The following is a 20,412-nucleotide window of genomic DNA, read 5'->3' as shown; positions in this document are numbered from 1 at the left end:
AAAAGCTCCGTCCCTTAATCCAATCATTAAGAGACGAAGCGAAAGCTCCGCGGTACCACTCTTGTTGCCGCAGTATGGTGCGACCCCTCTATGCACATCTGACAATGCGCTCCCCTGTAACGGTGGGTATCCGTTCCCTCCTACCGGTCCGAAGGACTTTCAGCGGACAGCTCCCGGGCGAGTTTCACTGCTTCCTGACGCTGCCTTACACCAACCGGCAGCTCTCTGCGGACAGGGGTGACAATTACTTTACCCGTTCATCACCTTTATCAATATGTTTTTATATTAGACCTCTGAGCCGCTGTTGTCAAGACTTTTTTTAAGGCAGCGCCGGGCATACTGCACCGCAAACAGATTTGACAAACCTTCTCCAATATAGTAAAATAACACTGTGTACAGGAAAACGCTGTTTTCCTGAGCACATCTGTTAAAAGCAGTGAAGAGAAGAGTACGCAGTGAAGTACGTCAAAGCGAGTTCCGGGCGGTGAAAGCGGAACGCGGAGGGCACTGCCGAACATGGTCTTGGAGCTTCGCACCGAACTTACTTTGTAATAGTATGCAAGGCTGCGGCGGCAAAGTCCTGCCGTTATCGAGGACGATGGGTAGCATCCTACCCGCTGAGGCGTCCTTCCGCGAGGAAGGCGTAAAGCAAGGTGGTAACACGGAAGGTTTGTCCTCCGTCCTTGCAGTGGCAAAATACAGGCCATTGCAGGAACGGAGGATTTTTTGTTCCCTGTTCCCTGCTGTCACGCATAAAACATATTTATATATGTAAGGAGAGAATACACGAATGGACAAGAAACCCTATTATATCTCAACGGCGATCGCCTATACCTCGGCGAAGCCGCACATCGGCAACACCTACGAGATCGTGCTGGCCGACGCTATCGCACGCTACAAGCGCATGACCGGTTACGACGTTTATTTCCAGACCGGCACGGACGAGCATGGTCAGAAGATTCAGGAGAAGGCCGAGGCAGCCGGCATCACGCCGCAGCAGCACGTTGACAAGATTGCCGGTGAGGTTAAGACCATCTGGGATCTGATGAACACCACCTATGACAAGTTCATCCGCACCACCGACCCGATGCACGAGAAAAAGGTGCAGAAGATCTTCAAAAAGCTGTATGATCAGGGCGATATTTACAAGGGTGCGTACAAGGGCAAATACTGCAAGCCGTGTGAGTCCTTCTGGACCGAGAGCCAGCTCAAGGACGGCTGCTGCCCGGACTGTGGCCGCCCGTGTGTAGACGCCGAGGAGGAGGCATACTTCTTCCGCATGAGCAAATACGCCGACCGCCTGATGAAGCACATCGAGGAGCACCCCGAGTTCATCCAGCCGGAGAGCCGCAAGAACGAGATGGTAAACAACTTCCTCAAGCCGGGTCTGCAGGACCTGTGCGTTTCCCGCACCTCGTTCAGCTGGGGCATTCCGGTGGACTTTGACCCGGGCCACGTTGTTTACGTTTGGCTGGATGCACTTACCAACTATATCACCTTCTGCGGCTACGATCCGGACGGCAACCACGATGAGCACTACAAGAAGTTCTGGCCGGCTGATGTGCACCTGATCGGCAAGGATATCATCCGCTTCCATACCATCTACTGGCCGATCTTCCTGATGGCGCTCGGCGAGCCGCTGCCCAAGCAGGTATTCGGTCATCCGTGGCTGCTGGTCGGCGACGGCAAGATGTCCAAGTCGCTCGGCAACGTTATCTATGCGGACGATCTGGTTCGCCTGTTCGGTGTGGATGCCATCCGCTACTACGTTCTGCACGAGATGCCGTTCGCAAATGACGGTGTACTCTCCTACGAGCTGATCTGCGAACGCATTAACTCTGATCTGGCAAATGTGCTCGGCAATCTGGTCAACCGCACGATTGCCATGACCAAGAAGTATTTCGGCGGCATTGTTCCGGCGCCGACCGCACCGGAAGCACTTGATGACGAGCTGAAGGCAGTCGCACTCGGTCTGCCGGCAGCTGTTGAGAAAAAGATGGACACCCTGCACGTTGCAGACGCCATCGACGAGGTATTCGCACTGCTGCGCCGCTCCAACAAGTATATCGACGAGACCATGCCGTGGGCGCTCGCCAAGGACGAGAGCAAGCAGGCGCGTCTGGGAACGGTGCTGTACAACCTGCTCGAAGCGATCCGCTTTGCCGCTGTTGAACTGAAGCCGTATCTGCCGGACACCGCCGACAAGATTTTCGCACAGCTGGGTGTTGAAAACAAGGGCGTTGAGAGCCTGACCTCGTTTGACGGCATGCAGCCGGGTCAGCCGGTCGGCGAAGCCTCCATCCTGTTCGAGCGCATCGACATTCCGAAGAAGCTCGCTGAGATCGAGGAGGAAAAGAAGGCTGCCGAGGCAGAGCAGAAGCCTGCAGTTGAGTTCCTGCCGGATATCCCGTTTGACGATTTCTGCAAGGTCGATATGACGGTCTGCAAGGTACTCGCATGCGAGAACGTCAAGAAGAGCAATAAGCTGCTCAAGTTCCAGCTGGATGACGGCTCGGGCACGCCGCGTCAGATTCTGTCCGGTATTGCCAAGTATTACAAGCCGGAGGAGCTGGTCGGCAAGACGGTCGTCGCCGTCACCAACCTGCCGCCGCGCAAGATGATGGGTCAGGAGTCCAATGGCATGCTGCTCTCCGCCGAAAAGGACGAGAAGCTCAACCTGCTCATGCTGGACGACAGCATTCCGGCTGGCGCTAAACTGTGCTAAAATAAACACACTTTACAACGGATTCCGCAGGGCGGGGTGCCCTCACCCCGCCGCACATAAACGGGAACACTCGGTTGCAACGGCGGGCTGAGGGCAGCCCGCCCTACGAATGGGTTAACAGATGTGTTATCCCATGTATAATTTCGCACACACTACAATCAACAATTTAGGAAGCGAAAATTATGACAAGAGGGCGAAATGCAATGTGGATCATTTATGCGCTGCTCTCTGCGGTATTTGCCGCACTGACAACGATTTTAGCCAAAATCGGCGTGGAAAACGTGGACAGCACGCTTGCTACTGCTATCCGAACCGCTGTGGTGCTCGTGATGGCATGGGGCATGGTCTTCCTGCTGGGAAAACAGGGCGGCGTAAGCGCAATCGGCGCCAAAAGCTGGGTATTTCTTACCCTGTCCGGACTGGCGACTGGCGGTTCGTGGCTGTTTTACTACAAGGCCCTGCAGATGGGCGAGGCCAGCCGTGTGGCTCCGATCGACAAGCTGAGCGTTGTTATCACGATGATTCTGGCGTTTGTTGTCCTGCACGAGACCGTGACGGTCAAGGGCGTGATCGGCGGCATTCTGATTGCGGCAGGCACGCTCTGCATGATACTGTAATAAGAGTGGAGAGGTTTTAACAGAGTGGAGAGTGAGGAGTGGAGAGTTGGGAGCGAAGATTTACGTTCTCTTCATTCTCCAATCTCCACTCTCCACTCTCTTATGGCTCTCCACTCTGCACTCTGTTATTGAGGGTTTTACATGCACAAAAAATACTTCTTTTTTGATATTGACGGCACGCTTTCCACCGATCTCACCACCATGATGCCGGAAAGCGCAGTAAAGGCACTGGCGCAGCTTCGTGCGAACGGCCACTTTACCGCCATTGCGACCGGACGGCTGCAGGCATCTGCAGCAGCCGTTGCCGCGCGCTACGGCTTCACGGACATTGTAGCGGACGGCGGCTGGAGCGTAACGCACAACGGCGAAATTGTCGAGATGGAGTCGCTGCCGGCGGCCGACTGCATTGCGCTGATCGAGCGGCTCGAGCAGGCCGGTATTCCGTGGGCGGTGTCGCCGGAGAATGAGAAACTATGCGTAACAACAGATAAAAATTATCTTCCGTATGCACCGGAGAACTACTTCCCTGTTCTGTGGGACCCGCATTTTGATTATCACAGGCTGGAGCATCTGTACAAGGTTTACTACGTCTGCACGCCTGATGAGGAGAATCATATTGACGCGGGCGGTCTGCCGCTTGTGCGGTACAATCCTCATGTGATTTTCGTTGAGCCGAAGGAAAAACAGCGAGGTATTCGCTATTTTCAGCAGCTTTTATCCATTCCGGATGAGGATATTGTGGTGTTTGGCGACGGTATGAACGACATCTGCATGTTCGGTCAGGGATGGCTGTCTATTGCGATGGGCAATGCCCGCGCCGCGCTCAAGGAGAAAGCGGATTACATCACAACCGACGTGGATAAGGACGGACTTTGGAACGCCTGCAGGCATTTCGGCTGGATTTGAGGAAGGTTTACTATGCTTTTTGATACACATGCACACTATGACGATGAACGGTTCGACGAGGACCGCGATACGCTGCTGGCTTCCATGCCCGAGAACAATGTCGGCCTGATTCTCAATCCCGGCTGTGATGTGGAAAGCTCTCGCAAGGCGGTCAGCTACGCGAATAAATATCCATTTGTATATGCGGCGGTCGGTATTCACCCGGAGAACATCGAGGACGGCTGGGAGGCTGATCTGGAGACCATCCGCGCACTGGCACAGAACGAAAGCAAGGTTCGCGCCATCGGCGAAATTGGTCTTGACTATTACTGGGAAAAAGACGAGCGTGCGCGTGCGCGGCAGCAGGTTGTATTTGCCCGCCAAATGGAGCTGGCGCGTGCACTGCACCTCCCTGTCATCGTGCATGACCGCGATGCGCACGCCGACAGCATGGAGATCACCCGTCGGTATCCGGATGTGATCGGCGTGTACCACTGCTATGCCGGTCACGTCGAAATGGCACGCGAACTGCTGAAACTCGGCTATTATCTGTCGTTTACCGGTGTTATCACATTCAAAAATGCCAAAAAGGCGAAGGAAGTCATTCGTGAAGTGCCGATTGAGCGACTGATGATCGAGACCGATTCGCCCTACATGGCACCCGAGCCGTTTCGCGGCCGCCGTAATTCCTCGCTGTATGTGCATCGCATGGCTGAGACTATTGCGGAGATCAAGGGCATAAGTGCCGCAGAGGTTGAACGGATTACAACCGAAAACGGCAGACAGCTGTTTGGTATTTCCGGGTAAGATAGAACAAAACAGGGACAAGAGGTAAAACCTCTTGTCCCTGTTTTGTATGGTGGAGACGGTGGGGATCGAACCCATGACCTCTTGACTGCCAGTCAAACGCTCTCCCAGCTGAGCTACGCCCCCGATTCGGCTAATAAACTTTTCATAAGAATTATAACGCAACGGATTGGTTAATGTCAAGCACAGAGTATCTGGCAGTATCACCGAAATCGCAAAGTAAAAATTGGTAGTGCTGCCGAAAATTTAGGTGGAACTGCCAAGTTTTATCCTCTCCTGTTAGCTTTGCAAACCGCTTTCTGTTATACTGTTTGCATAAGGAAGTGACAGCCATGTATTTCGCGTACGGACAGACCGAAACCGATTATCTCAAGGCCAAAGACAGCAGACTTGCCGCTGTCATCGACCGACTCGGCCATATTAACCGAACAGTGGACACCGACCTGTTTTCCTCGGTCGTGCACCATATCATCGGGCAGCAGATTTCCACAAAAGCACAGACGACCATCTGGCAGCGCATGCAGGACGCGCTCGGCACGGTAACCGCCGACAGCATCGCTGCAGCCGGTGTTCCCCTGTTGCAGTCGCTCGGCATGACCTTCCGCAAGGCGGAATACATCACGGATTTTGCCGAAAAGATACGCAGCGGTGCTTTCAATCTGGAAAGCGTGAAGTACATGAGCGACGCGGATGCAATCCGCACACTCAGTTCGCTTAAGGGTATCGGCGTATGGACTGCCGAGATGATCCTGCTGTTCTGCCTGCAGCGGCCGAACGTGTTCAGCTACGATGATCTGGCGATCCAGCGCGGACTGCGCATGGTATATCACCACCGCAAAATTGACCGCAAACTGTTTGAGAAATATCATCGGCGATTCAGTCCGTACTGCAGCGTGGCCAGTCTGTATCTATGGGAAGTCTCCGGCGGTGCGATACCGGGTATGCGCGATTATGCGCTTGTAAACAAATAAAAATCCGTTCCGGCTGCTTCTTCACGGAACGGATTCATCAGAAAATGGAGTGTTGACAGACACCTGCTTTTCCGTTGTCTGCACATATATAGTAGCGATATTTTCCGCGTTTGTCAACCTTTTCAGCGTTTTTTGTGCAACGTTTTAACCCGATTCGTCAAAATTCGCAATTCATCGACCGAATCAGCAAATTTTCGGTTAAAAATACCGTATAGAGAAAGTCCCGGACAGTTTTCCGCTGCCCGAGACTTGGGGTGGTTTTATTTTGATTGCATAGTTGATAGTTTCATGCGAGAATGGCTGGTGCATCAGCAGGAATACCGGGCAGGAGAAATCACACGAGAAGAATACTTTGAGTGGAAGCTGAACTGGCCGGACACCTGCGACGATCTGGGCAAGGTCACACCGACTATTAAGTGGCGCAAAAATAAATAAAGAGAAGCAAAAAAACGCCCTGCTGAATTTTGTCGTTCAGCAGGGCGGTTTTACTTGTCCTTTGCAATTATTCTCAGCGATACTGTTCAGACTAACTTAGTATCAAATCAGTATCAGCAGGCAAAGCGACAGGCAAAAAAGCCTGTATTTATGCGGGTTTCGGAGGGTTCCGAAATTATTCCCATTCAATCGTAGCCGGCGGCTTACTGGTAATATCATACACAATACGGTTTACGCCGACGACCTCATTTACGATACGGCTGGAAGCCTTATCAAGCACCTCATACGGAATGCGCGCCCAGTCAGCGGTCATGAAGTCGCTGGTGGTTACGCCGCGCAGCGCGAGTGCGTAATCATAGGTGCGGCTGTCGCCCATAACACCTACGGTGCGGGTGTTGGTCAGAACTGCAAAATACTGGTTGATCTCCTTGTCCAGACCTGCATTTGCGATCTCCTCGCGGAAGATTGCGTCTGCCTCACGCAGAATGTCGCACTTCTCCTTGGTGATCTCGCCGGTAATACGGATGCCGAGACCCGGCCCCGGGAACGGCTGACGCATAACCAGCTGCTCGGACAGACCAAGCTCAAAGCCGAGCTGACGAACCTCGTCCTTGAACAGCATGCGCAGCGGCTCGATGATCTCCTTGAAGTCCACAAAATCCGGCAAACCGCCTACGTTGTGGTGGCTCTTGATGACAGCGGCATCGTCCTTGCCGGACTCGATCACGTCCGGATAAATAGTGCCCTGTGCCAGATAGTCGATCTTGCCGATCTGCTCACCAATCTGCTTGCCCATCTTCTCAAACGTACGGATGAACTGTGCACCGATGGCCTTGCGCTTGTCCTCCGGATCGGTCAGACCCTTGAGAGCGCCGAGGAATGCGTCCTCCTCGTTCATGCGGATCAGGTTGATGTCCCACTTGGAGAAAGCTGCCTCAACCTCATCACCCTCGTTCTTGCGCATCAGACCGTGGTCTACGAATACGCAGGTCAGCTGATTGCCTACTGCCTCAGCCAGCAGAGCCGCTGCAACCGAGGAGTCAACGCCGCCGGACAGCGCCAGCAGAACCTTGCCGTCGCCGACCTTCTCGCGGATGGCCTTGATGGAGCTGTTCTTGTAGTCGCCCATGGTCCAGTCGCCCTTTGCATGGCAGACCTCGTACAGGAAGTTCTTCAGCATGAGCGAGCCGTTCTCGGTATGGTTTACCTCCGGATGATACTGTACGCCGTAGAAGCCGCGCTTCTCGTCAGCGATGGCAGCGGTCGGGCACATATCGGTGTGAGCGACCAGCTCGAAGCCCTCCGGCACCTTTGCCATGTAGTCGCCGTGGCTCATCCAGGAAATACCCTGCTCCGGCAGACCCTTGAACAGCTTGCAGTCCGTGTTATAGAAAGTCTCGGTCTTGCCGTACTCGCGCGCAGTGTCCTCCTGTGCTGCGGTTACCTCGCCGCCGAGGGTGTGCGCCATAAGCTGACAGCCGTAGCAGATGCCCAGAACCGGTACGCCCAGCTCGAACAGAGCCGGATCACACTTCGGGGACTTTTCCTCGTAAACGCTGTTCGGACCGCCGGTAAAGATGATGCCGATCGGATTGAGCGCCTTGATCTCCTCAATCGAGGTCTTATAGGGCTTGACCTCACAGTAAACATTATGTTCGCGGACGCGTCGTGCAATCAGCTGATTGTACTGACCGCCGAAGTCGAGCACCAGAACAAGCTGATGATTTTCCATCGCCAATCTCCTTTCTGTTTTCCCAATGTATATATAATAGAATTATGCCACATTTCTGCGTTTTCGGCAAGGGCTTTTGCGGAATTTTCCGTTTCCCGACAGGAAGAAAACATACACGAACCGGAATTCTGCCGATCCGGTATAAAATTTAACAGCCGCGTGCATACTTTCCGATAGAAGAAACGACCGGAAAGGGTGAAGGATTTTGAAAAACAGACAGATTCGCATCATTGCGGTGCTGCTCGCAACCGTGTTCGCCTATGCGGGACTGATCGGCGCTGCCGCCGTAACCGCGCAGGCGGCGGACAATGCACCGGTGGTGCAGCCGGTCACGGCGCAGACCTGCGTGGATATCGCCGTGGAGGCTGAACTGTCCGCGACCGACGCGGATAACGACGTAGTGCTCTATCAGCTTACCGAAAAGCCGCGGCTGGGCACAGCGAAGATCGAGGGCAGTACCTTATATTACACACCGGGCCGCAAAGCCGGACGCGACAGCTTCCACTATACCGCCGTGGATGCCGAGGGAAACACAGCGCAGCCTGCCGCTATCACGATTGAGATTAAAAAGAATAAGACCGGACTCACCTATTCGGACATGGACGGTGATCCGGCGCATTACGCGGCGATCTATCTATCGCAAAAGGGTGTAATGACCGGAGAAACCATCGGCAGCTGTGCGTTTTTCCATCCCAACCGACCGGTAACACGCAGTGAGTTCATCGCCATGACAGCCGCCGCGGCAGACCTGTCCGTTGAACCGACAGACCAGACCGACTTTGCGGATGACAGCGGACTTTCCGCGTGGGCCAAGCCGTATATCAGCGCCGCTGCCGCAAACGGACTGGTCAACGGCTACGCGACCGTCTCCGGCGTGAGTGAGATTCGCGGCGAGAAAACCATCACAACGGCCGAGGCAGGCGTGGTGCTCGACCACCTGCTTGACGGCACGCTGAGCGGTGTGCAGTACGCTTGGTCGATGTCCGACCATTCTCCGCAGGATTGGGCACAGCCGGCAATCGCTCGGCTGGAACGCGCCTCCGTACTCACCGCTGCACAGGCACAGAACCCAGAACACCCGCTCGACCGCCGAACGGCGTGCGAAATGCTTTACCGCGCACTGATTTTGCTGGATTCTTGACGAAAATCAGCAGCAGTGTTACAATAGTGCAGGGAGAAGCTCGGACTTCTCCCTGCTTTTTTCTGATTTTGAAAGGACTGTATTCGTTTGCAGCAAATTGATTTTTCTCAGGGCAGCATCCGCCGCAGGATACTTGCGGTGGCCACACCGATGCTCATCGCGCAGTTGCTCAACCTGCTGTATAATATTGTAGACCGCATTTATATCGGCAAAATCCCCGGCGAGGGCACGCTTGCGCTGGCAAGTATCGGCTTGTGCTTTCCCTTTGTGACGCTCATTACCGCGTTTGCCAATCTGTTCGGACTGGGCGGTGCTCCGCTGTGCGCGATGGCGCGCGGCAAAGGCAACCGGGAAAGCGCACAAGGCATCATGGTCAACGCCGGCTTTATGCTGCTGCTGAGCGGTGCCGTGCTGACCGTGCTCGGCATCGCGTTTCATCGCCCGCTGCTCTACCTGTTCGGCGCCAGTGAGGTGACGTACCCGTATGCGTCCTCGTACATCGTGATTTACTTGATCGGTACGCTGTGCGTCATGCTGTCGCTCGGTCTCAATCCGTACATCAACTGTCAGGGCTTTGCCCGAACCGGCATGCTCACCGTGGCACTCGGCGCGGCAGCCAACATCGTGCTCGACCCGATTTTTATCTTCGCACTGCACCTCGGCGTGCGCGGCGCTGCTATCGCGACCGTGCTGTCGCAGCTTCTGTCTGCTGCATGGGTTGTCAAGTTTTTAACCGGCCAAAAAGCCGAGTTAAAGCTGGATTTCCGCGGTTTCCGGCCGGACTGGCACTGTATCCAGCGCATTACCGTGCTCGGCATCGCCAGCTTCGTCATGTCGTTTACGGATACGCTCGTGCAGGTGGCGTGCAATGCTACTCTACGCAATTTCGGCGGCGACCTTTACATCAGTGTCATGACTGTACTTAACTCCGTGCGCCAGATCGCACAAACGCCGGTGCTCGCCATCGCGGACGGTGCATCTACCGCCATCAGCTACAACTATGGCGCGAGGCTGTACAGGCGCACCCGGGACGCCATCCGGTTTATGACGCAGATCGCTATCGGATATACCATGCTTGTCTGGATACTGGTCTCTCTTTTCCCTGCCCTGTTCATCCGCATTTTCAATCAGGACGCGGAACTGGTCGCGGCGGCTGTTCCGGCGCTGCACATTTACTTTTTCGGCTTTGTAATGATGGCGTTCCAGTATTCCGGTCAGAGTACGTTCCGCGCACTGGGTCGGGCGAAATACGCGGTGTTCTTTTCGCTTTTGCGCAAGGCGTTCATTGTTGTGCCCCTGACTTTGCTGCTGCCGTACTGCTGGAATCTCGGTGTGAGCGGCGTATTTGCGGCAGAGCCGGTGTCCAACTGCATCGGCGGTCTGGCGTGCTACTTTACCATGCGGCATGTGGTGATGCCGGAGCTTAAAATGGAGAATTGAAGATAGAGGATGGAGAATGAACTTCAAATTGAATCTCATGCTCATTCCATTTACCGTCCCTCGGACGGCATTCAATTATCTCCCTTCGTGCGACACCATAATTCTCAATTTTCCATTTCGACTCGCTAAGAGCCGCCTGCGGCGGTTGTTCGCTGGACGCCCACTGCGGTGGGTGTCTCCATTCTCAATTATTATAAGTACACTCGAAAAAGGAGTCGGACAAATCCGGCTCCTTTTTCTGCATTGCGAGGGGAAATCAGCAGCACTTTCGCTGGAAGGACTTACAGTCGGTGCACTGATCCATCGTTGGATTAGCCTCGTGCGTGCCAACGGTAATGCTGTCCAGCGCACAGTAAGAAGCGGTCGGACAATGGTTTGCGCACTGCTCCACCGTGCAGTGGATAGACTTGTTGCAGCGATCGTTACTCATAGAGAATGACCTCCTTTTGTGATTTCGGTAATATTATCTCACTCGTTTCCACAAATTATACTTTGGAATTGCGGAAATGCTTTCCGTTGTGCTATACTAAAACAAAAAACATTACAATAAAGGTTGTGACATTCATGCAAAAGGGAGATTCCGCGAAGCTCAAGCTGCTGCTGGCAGGCATTTCAGCACGGCTGACCAAAAACCGCGATTTTTTTGTGCAGGCAGACTGCACTCTGGTTTCCGGCAAAAAGAAATTTGACGCAAAGCTGTCCCGCGCGGACGAGGACTACACGCTGCATTTTCAGGGCAGCGACCGCCGCGTAGACGCGGCTGAATTCTGCGCCTTCTTTGCCGAGCAGGCTGAGAAATACGACGAGAGCGTGCTCACCTATACCGAACGCAGCACGGTCGTTACGCTGTCCGTGACGGCACGCGGCGTACAGATGAAGCAGGCCGAGCGCGAAGCGACCGCCGAGGAAAAGGCGGCTGCCGCCAATCCGCTGCTCGACAGCGGCCGGCAGTACCTCATCCGCGTCGATCAGGCGGCGGCACTGCTGCGCGAGATCGGCATCCTGACCGCAGACGGCAAGCTGAAAAACGACATGATCCGCAAGTACAATCAGATCGACCACTACGTTGAGCTGGTTGCGCCCATGTTTGAGCAGGACGACAGCGACGAGATCGTGCTGCTGGACTGCGCCTGCGGCAAATCCTACCTCAGCTTTGTCATGAATTACTACATTCACGAGGTACTGCATCGCCGCTGCCGTGTCATCGGCGTGGACATCAAGGAGCACGTTATTGACGAGAGCCGTGCGATGGCGAAGCGTCTCGGCTATCACAATATGACGTTCATCTGCGCGGATCTGCGGACGTACCAGCCGCCGAAAAACGTCACTGCTGTGATTTCGCTGCACGCGTGCGACATTGCGACCGATCTGGCTCTTGGCACAGCTATCCGCGCCAAGGCGAAATACATCGCGTGCGTGCCGTGCTGCCACAAGGAGCTGCTCGATCAGTACACCATGCCCGGACTCGAGCCGCTGACCAAATTCGGCGTATTCAAGGCGCGTTTCAACGATGTGCTGACCGACAGCATGCGTGCGCTCAAGCTGGAAGCCGAAGGCTACAAGGTTTCTGTCGTTGAGTATATTTCGCCGCTCGATACCCCGAAGAACCTGCTCATCCGCGCAACGCGCACCGGCAAGGTGAACCACCGCGCGAAAGCCGAGTACGACGCCGTGCGCCGCACGCTCGGCACGACCTCGGAGCTTGACCGCCGATGCGCGGAACTCGACAACGAGTTTTTCGTCACCGATGAGGACTTGATGGGTTAATTCCCCTGTTTGCGTTTTCCATGTGCATTTCAGACAATCTGCCGGATACGCTCTTGTTCTTTGTGTAAATCTGCATTATAATTTTTGTATACTCTCATGAAGGTGATGCCTGTGAAACCACCCGACAAAGGCCTGCTGCTCTCGTCGCATGTGGACTTTACCATTCCATCTCCGTTTGCGCAGGAGCACCTGTATTATCTCATCCAGTACGGACGCTACCAGTGCGTACCCGGCTATGAGGTCGAGCGGGATTTTCTGGATATGTACCTGTGTGCGTATGTACGCAGCGGTTCACTGCACACCTTCTGCGGAGAACAGAGCGCGAACGCTACCGCCGGACAGCTTGTACTCATGGACTGCCGCCTTCCCCACCGGTATTACGTCACCGAGCCGACCGAGTTCCTCTGGTTTCACTTTTCCGGCGGCGAAAGCGCGGCTTATGTCCGGCTGCTGACTGGCGGCACCGGCATCTGCTTTGACGGAAATCATGAGATTCTCCAATATTTTGAGCAGATTTTCTACTACGGAGACAAGCAGATGTGCAATGAGCACCGCATTTCGGTCTGCATCCAATCCGTGCTGTGCTGTCTTGCCGTGCCGGACGCCAAGCCGGATATTCCCGAGGTGATTCGTCCGGCGGTCGAGTATATCGCTGAGCACTTCCGGGAAGAGGTCACGCTCGAAACACTTGCCGATTTGTGCCATGTAAGTGTCACGCATCTCATTCGCTGTTTTGCCAGGTACATCGGCTTCCGTCCGCATGATTATCTGCAGGAGCAGCGTCTGCGTCACGCAAAGGTGCTGCTGACCGGTTCGGCGCTCTCCATCGAGCAGATCGCCGAGCAGAGCGGCTTCAACAGCGCAAGCCACTTTTCCCGCGTATTCCGCAGCCGCGAGAAAATGACGCCGAGTAAATTCCGCTCCATGAACTTCTGATGTTAATTTCTGCACAGAATAGGTTAATTTCCTGACGTGACTCTGTGTAATTTTGTTCTATAATAGAGGCATAAAGAGCGCCACGAAGAACAAAAAGGAGGCACGGATCATGGAGAAGAAAACGATTTCGGCAGGTATCATCGGTGCGGGCGGCTTTATCGGTCAGGAGCACCTCAAGCGACTGACCAAGCGGATCGACGGCGTTGCTGTCACCGCGCTGTACGATATCAATAAGGAAAAGACGGATGCGCTCGCTGCTGCATACGGTGCGGAGAGTATGGAGAGCGTGGACGCGCTCATCGCATCCGACAAGGTTGACGCTATCGTCATCACTGCGTGGGACGGCGTTCATGCCGAGATGACTAACAAGGCCATCGCAGCCGGCAAGCCGGTATTCTGCGAAAAGCCGTTGGCAACCACCAAGGCGGACTGCGCCGAGATTGTCCGCATTGAGCAGGCTGCCGGCAGGAATCTGGTGCAGGTCGGCTTTATGCGCCGCTATGACCCGGATTACCGTAAGATCAAGGCCATTCTGGATTCCGGTGAGCTGGGCAAGCCGCTGATGGCGCACTGCATCAGCCGCACGCCGCGCATCGCAGCCGGATTTACCAACGCCATGCAGGTAACTAATGTGCTCATCCACGAGATCGACCAGTTTCGTTGGCTGTTCGGCGAGGAGCTTGTCCGCGGTCAAATGCTGGCGGCACGCAACACCGCGTTCGCTGCTGACGGTCTGAATGACCCACAGCTGGCGCTCATGTGGACCGAGAGCAACATCCTGATTGACGTGGAATGCTCGGTCAACAGCTATTACGGCTACGAGATCGGCATGGAAATTGTATGTGAAAAGGGCACAATCCGTCTGCCGCTGCCCGCAGAACCAATCGTCCGTTCGCGTCTCAAGGTCGGCAATGAGATTATAGACAACTGGGCAGAACGTTTCCCGGAGGCTTATGATAACGAGCTGCAGCACTGGATCAACCATCTGCGCGGCATTGAGCCGACCGCAGGTCCGGGCAGCAAGGACGGCTTTGCAGCCTGCTGCATCGCGGATGCAATGATCGCATCACAGACCTCGGGAAAGGTAGAGGCCGTAAACTTTGATATGTAAAATGTAAGGAGTAATTATTTATGCTGAAATTTGGTATGATCGGCGGCGGGCTTGGTTCATACATCGGCAAATTCCACCGCTGGGGCGCTATGCTGGACGATTCCGCCGAGCTGGTCTGCGGCTGCTTCTCCCGCAGCATGGATAAGAACCGCGCGACCGCTGAGGCGTATCACCTGCCTGACACCAGCCGCGTGTATGCGGATTTCCGCGAAATGGCAGACAAGGAGTCCACGCGCGAGGACGGTATTGATTTTGTCTCCATCATGACGGCAAACGATACGCATTACGAGATTGCAAAGTGCTTTCTTGAGCATGACATCCACGTTATATGCGACAAGCCGCTTGCGCTCCGCACTGAGGAAGCCGAGGAACTTGCCCGCATTGCAGAGGAGCGCGGTCTGCTGTTCGGCATAACGTATTCGTACACCGGCTATGCGCTCATCCGTCAGGCGCGTGAGATGATTCGCGCAGGTGTAATCGGCGATATTCTGCACGTCCGCGTGCAGCATCCGGAGGACTGGGTCATTTCCGGTGCGGTTGACGGCAAGGTGGACACCTCGGCATGGCGTTTTCAGCCGAAAAAGGTCGGTTCCTCGCTGTGTGCAAACGATCTCGGCACACATGCAGAGCAGATGGTAACGCAGTTTACCGGTCTGCACGTCAAGCGCGTGCTGGCGATGATGGATACCTATCCGCGTGATCTGCCGCTCGATACCAATGTAAACGTGCTGATGGATTTCGGGGGCGGCGTAACCGGTACGCTCTGGGCATCCCAGATTGCGATTGGACACGAGTGTGACAGCGGTATCTACGTCATCGGCACCGAAGGCTCGCTCGAATGGACTGCGACCGACTGCGATCACCTGATCTACACGCCGCGCAGCCAGCCGAGTCAGCGGCTGTCCGCCGGTGCAGACTATCTGCTCGATGCCAGCACGCGGCTTTCCCGCGTCGGTGCAGGCCATAATGAAGGCTTTATCGAGGCGTTCTCGAATATTTACCGTTCGTTCTGTAATGTGCTCTCCGATCGCAAGGCAGGTCGTGAGAACACGACCGACACCTTTCCGACTGTGGAGGACGGCGTGCTCGGCGTTCGCTTTGTCGAGGCCTGTGTGCGCAGCCATACGGCCGGAGGCGTCTGGATGGACGTATAAAGCAGTCCCATCCCTCTTTGACGGAAGTCCCCCTGTATTGAAGGTACAGAGGGACTTCTTAATGTAACACCCCGGAAAATCTCCGAATAGATTGATACTGAAGTTGCTTCAATTTTTGTTTGGAGGTAATATACATGGCTGAAAAAGTTTGCTGCCCGGGTCCGATCGGCGGCAATAACGGCAACAGTGCAGGCGGCTTCCGCGAAGCGGTCTGCGTCCACACCAAAAAGGTTTACGACTCCTGCCGCAGCAAGGAGTGCCTGCGTGACATTCGCGTGTATCTCACCCGCGATGCGCAGGAGCTGATCAATGCCGGTGGCATTGCATCTGTGAAGCCGCGTGAAGCGGAACTGCTCTGTGTTTCTATTGATGTTGAGCGGATTCAGTTTAATCGAGGTTTCTACAGCGTTGATATCCGCTTTTTCTATCGCATTGAATGTGAAATCAGCTGCGTAATCGGTCGTCCGCGTATCGTGGACGGACTGGCGGTATTTGACAAACGTGTTGTACTGTTCGGCGGCGAAGGCGGCGCGCGCATCTTTTCCTCGCAGTATATCGAGGACGGCCGCGATGTGCAGCTGCGGCCTGACAGCAACAAGCCGACTGCGGTCGTAGAGGTCGTTGATCCGATCATGCTGGACGCGCGTGTGGTTGCGCCGGAAACCAGCTGCAACTGCTGCTGCTGCGCGCTGCATGAAGTACCCCGTTCAATCTGCTCGTGCTTCGGCGGTGACGATCTCGTGCTCAGCAACGATGGCTATCAGCTGTTCGTAACCCTCGGTCAGTTCTCGATCATCCGGCTCGAGCGCGACATTCAGCTGCTCATGCCCGCTTACGACGTATGTCTGCCGCGGCGCGACTGCTCGAACAGCGGTGTCGGCGGTGAGCAGGACCCGTGCGAGATCTTCTCGAGCTTTGACTTCCCCATCGACGCCTTTTTCCCGCCGCAGAGCGACAAGGCAGGCTGTCTGTTCACCGGCAGTGCCGGCGTAAATGACAATCGCAGCGGCTGTGGCTGCAGCAATAACAATTCCTGCAACGGCAATAATTCCTGCAGATAATCTATCTACCCGTTTACACGCAGCCGGCTGGGAGTATTTGCTCCCAGCCGGCTGTAAATTCGCCGTTCTGTATGACGGCAAGCCGATGGTTTTCGACTGTCCGTTTAAAATGAAGCCGTCGGCAAATTCGACCTATGACCTGAAGGATGCCACTGCTTCATTCTTCATTCTCGTTAAGAATACAGACGGCGGCTTCCTGATCGGCAGCTTTGCAACCGGTATCTGATCACTGCCGCACAAACCGTTCGATCTGCTGAAAAAGTTTCTCTATTGGCGCAAAAAGTCCCCCATCGACTGATGAGGGACTTTTTGCTTGTACAGTTTTTTGGTTCTGAGACTTCGCTTAGTACGCGATGCCCCAGACAACCATCTTGTTTGCAGGCTTGCCGCAGACCGGACAGGTATCTGCGATGTGCTCCTGCTCAAACGGCATGCAGCGGCTCGGCATACCGGTCTCTTCCTTGACCTTCTCCTCGCAGGCGAGGTCGCCGCACCACATGGACTTGATAAAGCCGGTGTGCTCAGCAAGGATAGACTTCATCTCGTCAAGAGACTTTGCGGTATAGGTATGCGCCTCGCGGTTTGCGAGCGCCTTCTCATACAGCGACTTCTGGATATCCTCCAGCAGTGCCGGAATGGTCTTTTCGAGATCCTCGAACTTAACAACGGTCTTTTCGCGGGTGTCGCGGCGAACCAGTACGCACTGACCCTCAGCGATATCGCGCGGACCAACCTCCAGACGAAGCGGAATGCCCTTCATCTCGTACTCGGCAAACTTCCAGCCCGGGGTATTGTCGCTCAGGTCGATCTTGGCACGGATGCCCGCTGCCTTGACCTGCTCGTACAGCTCGGTTGCCTTCTCCTTAACGCCTTCCTTGTGAGCCGCAACCGGAATAACAACCAGCTGGGTCGGAGCGATGCGCGGCGGCAGAACCAGGCCCTCGTTATCACCGTGCGTCATGATAATTGCGCCGATGATACGGGTGGAAACGCCCCAGGAGGTCTGATACATATACTGCAGGGTGTTGTTCTTATCGGTGTACTGCATGCCGAATGCGCGTGCAAAGCCGTCACCGAAGTAGTGCGAGGTACCGGACTGCAGAGCCTTACAGTCGTGCATCATGGCCTCGATGGTGTAGGTGTTCTCTGCACCGGCAAAGCGCTCCTTCTCGGTCTTTTCGCCCTTAACGACCGGAATGGCCAGCCATTCCTCGAAGAACTTCGCGTAGATGTTCAGCATGCGCAGAGTCTCTTCCATAGCCTCCTCGGCGGTAGCATGAACGGTGTGGCCCTCCTGCCACCAGAACTCACGGCTGCGCAGGAACGGACGGGTGGTCTTTTCCCAACGGACAACCGAGCACCACTGGTTGTACAGCTTCGGCAGATCGCGCCAGGAGCGAACGATCTTTGCGTAATGCTCGCAGAACAGCGTCTCCGAAGTCGGACGAACGCACAGACGCTCCTCCAGCTTGTCGTTGCCGCCGTGCGTTACCCATGCACACTCCGGCGCGAAGCCCTCAACGTGGTCGGCTTCCTTCTGCAGCAGGCTTTCCGGAATGAAGATCGGCATTGCTACATTCTCGTGACCGGTCTCCTTGAACATGCCGTCCAGCGTGTGCTGGATGTTCTCCCATAGCGCCTGTGCGTATGGACGCATGATGATACAGCCCTTTACGGACGAATAATCGGCCATTTCAGCCTTTTTAACAATATCTGTGTACCACTGCGCGAAGTCCACGTCCATAGACGTGATCTCGCTGACCAGCTTTTTCTTTTCTGCCATTATTCTTCACCTTTCTGGTTCGCAATAATCTTATCTATTTTTTCCTGTTCGTTTTCCAGCGCATCGTTACCCCAGATGTAGAATACATCATCGGTTGCAGACCGGACGGTAATCCTTCCGTCTTTCAACAGGCAGGTATAGTGTCCGCTTCTATGGCCCTCTGTCGGAATAGCGATTGCGAAGCGAACAGCACCGCTTTTGACCGTCTTTACCTCGTCGATCAGAATGTCATCGAGTGTTGTAAGCGTGGTCTGCGTTCCGTCCGGCGCGATACGCACGAGCATATCACCCGCCATGTATCCGATACCATCCGAATAGTATTCCGTCCGCTCAGACTTATCGCAGGAAACAGCATAGTAGGCCCCATCCGCATCCTGCTTTACGCTGATGACCGGAGAATCTGTCACCTGCACCAGACGGCCGTTCTCTTCGCGGTACAGCCCAGCTGTGCCCCAGAACAGTGCACCGTCGCTGCCAATTATCCGCGGCGCACAATGCTTGCGCACCTCGGCATCATCCGATTGATACGCATTCGAGATGGTATAGCTGTCTGTCTTTTGACCGTCCCAGTTATACGCCGTCAGCACGGTTTCGTCCGCCGTACAGTTCTGCGTAACAGTCATGCCGTTATCCGTCAGCCGGCAGATACCCGCTGCCACGCCCAACGGCTCCACGCCTGTTTCCGTGAGCTTATAACCGGTCGTCTCGTCCGGGCAGATGATGCAGCCGCGTACGCTCTGATAAACGGTATGTGCTGCCTGCTGCTGTGCTTCGGTCAGGGTCAGTTCGGTTTTGACCGTATCGCCGTGCACTGAGCACAGCGAATACGTTTCCGTTTTCCGGTCGTACACCAGCAGATAATCGGTTTCTCCGGCACGGCCGAGATATTCCACAGAGCTTTCCTGCGGCAGCGAGAGCACTTGCGTCAGTTTCATCGTCTTGCTGTCCATGCGGTACAGGATAAAATCCGACTGCTCCATATCGCTCTGCGCATAACGGTCTGTACCGCTGACAGGCTGCACTCCGTCAATCGGACACTGCGCCACTGTCACATCTGCGATCTGGCAGACGAACGGCGAAGCAATCAGGTTCCATTTGCCATCGTACTGGTAATCATTGCCGTAATCACGCGGCAGAACGTCCCATGCCGCATTTTTGAACTGTTCCGCCGTGAAAACGCCGTCGTCGATCAGCTTTTCCGCCACACTGCGGTCGCTTTCATCGCCATTTTTCGCGTAGTTCGTACTGAGCAGCCGCGCCGAGAGCGAAACCGCATCTCCGCGGATAAAGCCCTCCTCGTCCGTCTGCCGTACCTCATCGTTATCGACAAAAGCCATACCCTGATAGCTGTCCGCATCCAAATGCGCCCGGGTCAGAAAAATGCAATACTGGCCGCAGGTGACATTGCGCTGCGAGCCGTACAGTGTCGCGGAAACGCCCTTGGTCAAACCATTCTGATACAGCCAGCCGACGTATTTGTCCGCCCACTGCGGCACATCGGTAAACGGATGCTTCCAGTTTCCTTCCAGCGCGGTCTTTTCTGCGCCAAGCAGACGGGTCAGCATCACCGAGGCCTCTGCGCGGGTCATGGATTTCTCCAGCGCAAAGCCCTTGTCGGTGCCTTTGAACAGTCCGAGATCATAAAGCATCTGCGCCTGCGCTTCGGTATCGCCGGGATAGTTGTTGTTGATCGTACCGACCTGTGCCGCACCGGCGGCACAAGTCAGCAGACCTGCCATCAGACACGCGGAAACAAATTTTTTCATGCCGCACCCTCCCTGCATACATGACAAAACTCTATGAACCTTTATTCTATTGTGACGGAGAACGGAATATCGCTTCCGCTC

17 protein-coding genes, 1 tRNA gene and 1 other annotated feature are annotated in these 20,412 nt (G+C 54.9%); of the genes, 13 read left to right on the top strand and 5 right to left on the bottom strand.

Annotation, left to right across the window (positions count from 1 at the left end; genetic code table 11):
• Window positions 1-26: 26 nt before the first annotated feature.
• Window positions 27-270: a binding site (T-box leader), on the bottom strand.
• Between the two features lie 520 nt (window positions 271-790).
• The 4 genes from metG (at window position 791) to C7386_RS04560 (ending at window position 5,034) form a co-directional block, all read left to right on the top strand.
• Window positions 791-2,725, top strand: a complete 1,935-nt coding sequence (gene metG, locus C7386_RS04575) for a methionine--tRNA ligase (RefSeq protein WP_116704918.1) — start codon at window positions 791-793, stop codon at window positions 2,723-2,725.
• Window positions 2,726-2,928: 203 nt separating this feature from the next.
• Window positions 2,929-3,342 (top strand): EamA family transporter, encoded by a 414-nt coding sequence (locus C7386_RS04570; protein ID WP_110436816.1) that lies wholly within the window; start codon window positions 2,929-2,931, stop codon window positions 3,340-3,342.
• 141 nt (window positions 3,343-3,483) lie between these two features.
• Window positions 3,484-4,248 (top strand): HAD hydrolase family protein, encoded by a 765-nt coding sequence (locus C7386_RS04565; protein ID WP_110436817.1) that lies wholly within the window; start codon window positions 3,484-3,486, stop codon window positions 4,246-4,248.
• A gap of 12 nt (window positions 4,249-4,260) precedes the next feature.
• Window positions 4,261-5,034, top strand: coding sequence for a TatD family hydrolase (locus C7386_RS04560; protein WP_110436818.1), 774 nt, complete (start codon window positions 4,261-4,263; stop codon window positions 5,032-5,034).
• 50 nt (window positions 5,035-5,084) lie between these two features.
• On the opposite strand, the gene C7386_RS04555 is transcribed toward C7386_RS04560, so the two are convergent.
• Window positions 5,085-5,160: transfer RNA gene (locus C7386_RS04555), tRNA-Ala, on the bottom strand.
• Window positions 5,161-5,366: 206 nt separating this feature from the next.
• Here C7386_RS04555 and C7386_RS04550 point away from each other — a divergent pair.
• Window positions 5,367-6,005, top strand: coding sequence for a DNA-3-methyladenine glycosylase family protein (locus C7386_RS04550; protein WP_116704917.1), 639 nt, complete (start codon window positions 5,367-5,369; stop codon window positions 6,003-6,005).
• Between the two features lie 288 nt (window positions 6,006-6,293).
• Complete coding sequence (locus tag C7386_RS04545) at window positions 6,294-6,440, top strand: hypothetical protein (RefSeq protein WP_207655843.1); 147 nt, start codon at window positions 6,294-6,296, stop codon at window positions 6,438-6,440.
• Window positions 6,441-6,615: 175 nt separating this feature from the next.
• Here C7386_RS04545 and guaA read toward each other — a convergent pair whose 3' ends face one another.
• Window positions 6,616-8,172: a glutamine-hydrolyzing GMP synthase gene (gene guaA, locus C7386_RS04540; RefSeq protein ID WP_110436831.1), complete on the bottom strand. Its 1,557-nt coding sequence runs from the start codon at window positions 8,170-8,172 to the stop codon at window positions 6,616-6,618.
• 205 nt (window positions 8,173-8,377) lie between these two features.
• Here guaA and C7386_RS04535 point away from each other — a divergent pair, with 205 nt between their 5' ends.
• Together C7386_RS04535 and C7386_RS04530 are read left to right on the top strand one after the other, a co-directional pair.
• Window positions 8,378-9,313, top strand: coding sequence for an S-layer homology domain-containing protein (locus tag C7386_RS04535; RefSeq protein ID WP_110436832.1), 936 nt, complete (start codon window positions 8,378-8,380; stop codon window positions 9,311-9,313).
• Window positions 9,314-9,400: 87 nt separating this feature from the next.
• A complete protein-coding gene (locus C7386_RS04530) occupies window positions 9,401-10,753 on the top strand; it encodes an MATE family efflux transporter (RefSeq protein WP_367575339.1) in 1,353 nt (450 codons plus the stop codon).
• A gap of 256 nt (window positions 10,754-11,009) precedes the next feature.
• Here the strand turns inward: C7386_RS04530 and C7386_RS04525 are convergent, their stop codons facing one another.
• Window positions 11,010-11,183 carry a DUF1540 domain-containing protein gene (locus C7386_RS04525; protein WP_110436834.1) on the bottom strand — a complete coding sequence of 58 codons (174 nt, stop codon included), beginning with the start codon at window positions 11,181-11,183 and terminating at the stop codon, window positions 11,010-11,012.
• 134 nt (window positions 11,184-11,317) lie between these two features.
• On the opposite strand from C7386_RS04525, the gene C7386_RS04520 reads away from it, so the two are divergent.
• From C7386_RS04520 to C7386_RS04500, 5 genes are all read left to right on the top strand, one after another.
• Window positions 11,318-12,520 carry a class I SAM-dependent methyltransferase gene (locus tag C7386_RS04520; RefSeq protein WP_117491259.1) on the top strand — a complete coding sequence of 401 codons (1,203 nt, stop codon included), beginning with the start codon at window positions 11,318-11,320 and terminating at the stop codon, window positions 12,518-12,520.
• Between the two features lie 111 nt (window positions 12,521-12,631).
• Window positions 12,632-13,456 carry a helix-turn-helix domain-containing protein gene (locus C7386_RS04515; RefSeq protein ID WP_165815461.1) on the top strand — a complete coding sequence of 275 codons (825 nt, stop codon included), beginning with the start codon at window positions 12,632-12,634 and terminating at the stop codon, window positions 13,454-13,456.
• Between the two features lie 109 nt (window positions 13,457-13,565).
• Window positions 13,566-14,567 carry a Gfo/Idh/MocA family protein gene (locus C7386_RS04510; RefSeq protein WP_110436837.1) on the top strand — a complete coding sequence of 334 codons (1,002 nt, stop codon included), beginning with the start codon at window positions 13,566-13,568 and terminating at the stop codon, window positions 14,565-14,567.
• A gap of 20 nt (window positions 14,568-14,587) precedes the next feature.
• Window positions 14,588-15,721, top strand: coding sequence for a Gfo/Idh/MocA family protein (locus C7386_RS04505; RefSeq protein ID WP_110436838.1), 1,134 nt, complete (start codon window positions 14,588-14,590; stop codon window positions 15,719-15,721).
• 134 nt (window positions 15,722-15,855) lie between these two features.
• Window positions 15,856-16,782 carry a hypothetical protein gene (locus C7386_RS04500; RefSeq protein WP_207655842.1) on the top strand — a complete coding sequence of 309 codons (927 nt, stop codon included), beginning with the start codon at window positions 15,856-15,858 and terminating at the stop codon, window positions 16,780-16,782.
• Between the two features lie 343 nt (window positions 16,783-17,125).
• Here the strand turns inward: C7386_RS04500 and proS are convergent, their stop codons facing one another.
• Both proS and C7386_RS04485 read right to left on the bottom strand, forming a co-directional pair.
• Complete coding sequence (gene proS / locus C7386_RS04490) at window positions 17,126-18,565, bottom strand: proline--tRNA ligase (protein ID WP_110436840.1); 1,440 nt, start codon at window positions 18,563-18,565, stop codon at window positions 17,126-17,128.
• Window positions 18,565-20,331, bottom strand: a complete 1,767-nt coding sequence (locus C7386_RS04485) for an S-layer homology domain-containing protein (protein WP_165815460.1) — start codon at window positions 20,329-20,331, stop codon at window positions 18,565-18,567. Before C7386_RS04485 ends, proS begins: the two co-directional genes overlap by 1 nt.
• Window positions 20,332-20,412: the final 81 nt, after the last annotated feature.

The sequence above is a fragment of the Agathobaculum butyriciproducens genome (genome assembly GCA_003096535.1).
Classification (GTDB): Bacteria; Bacillota; Clostridia; order Oscillospirales; family Butyricicoccaceae; genus Agathobaculum; species Agathobaculum butyriciproducens.
The sequence above is the reverse complement of the archived record's forward strand: the minus strand, read 5'-3'. Positions and strand labels throughout refer to the sequence as shown.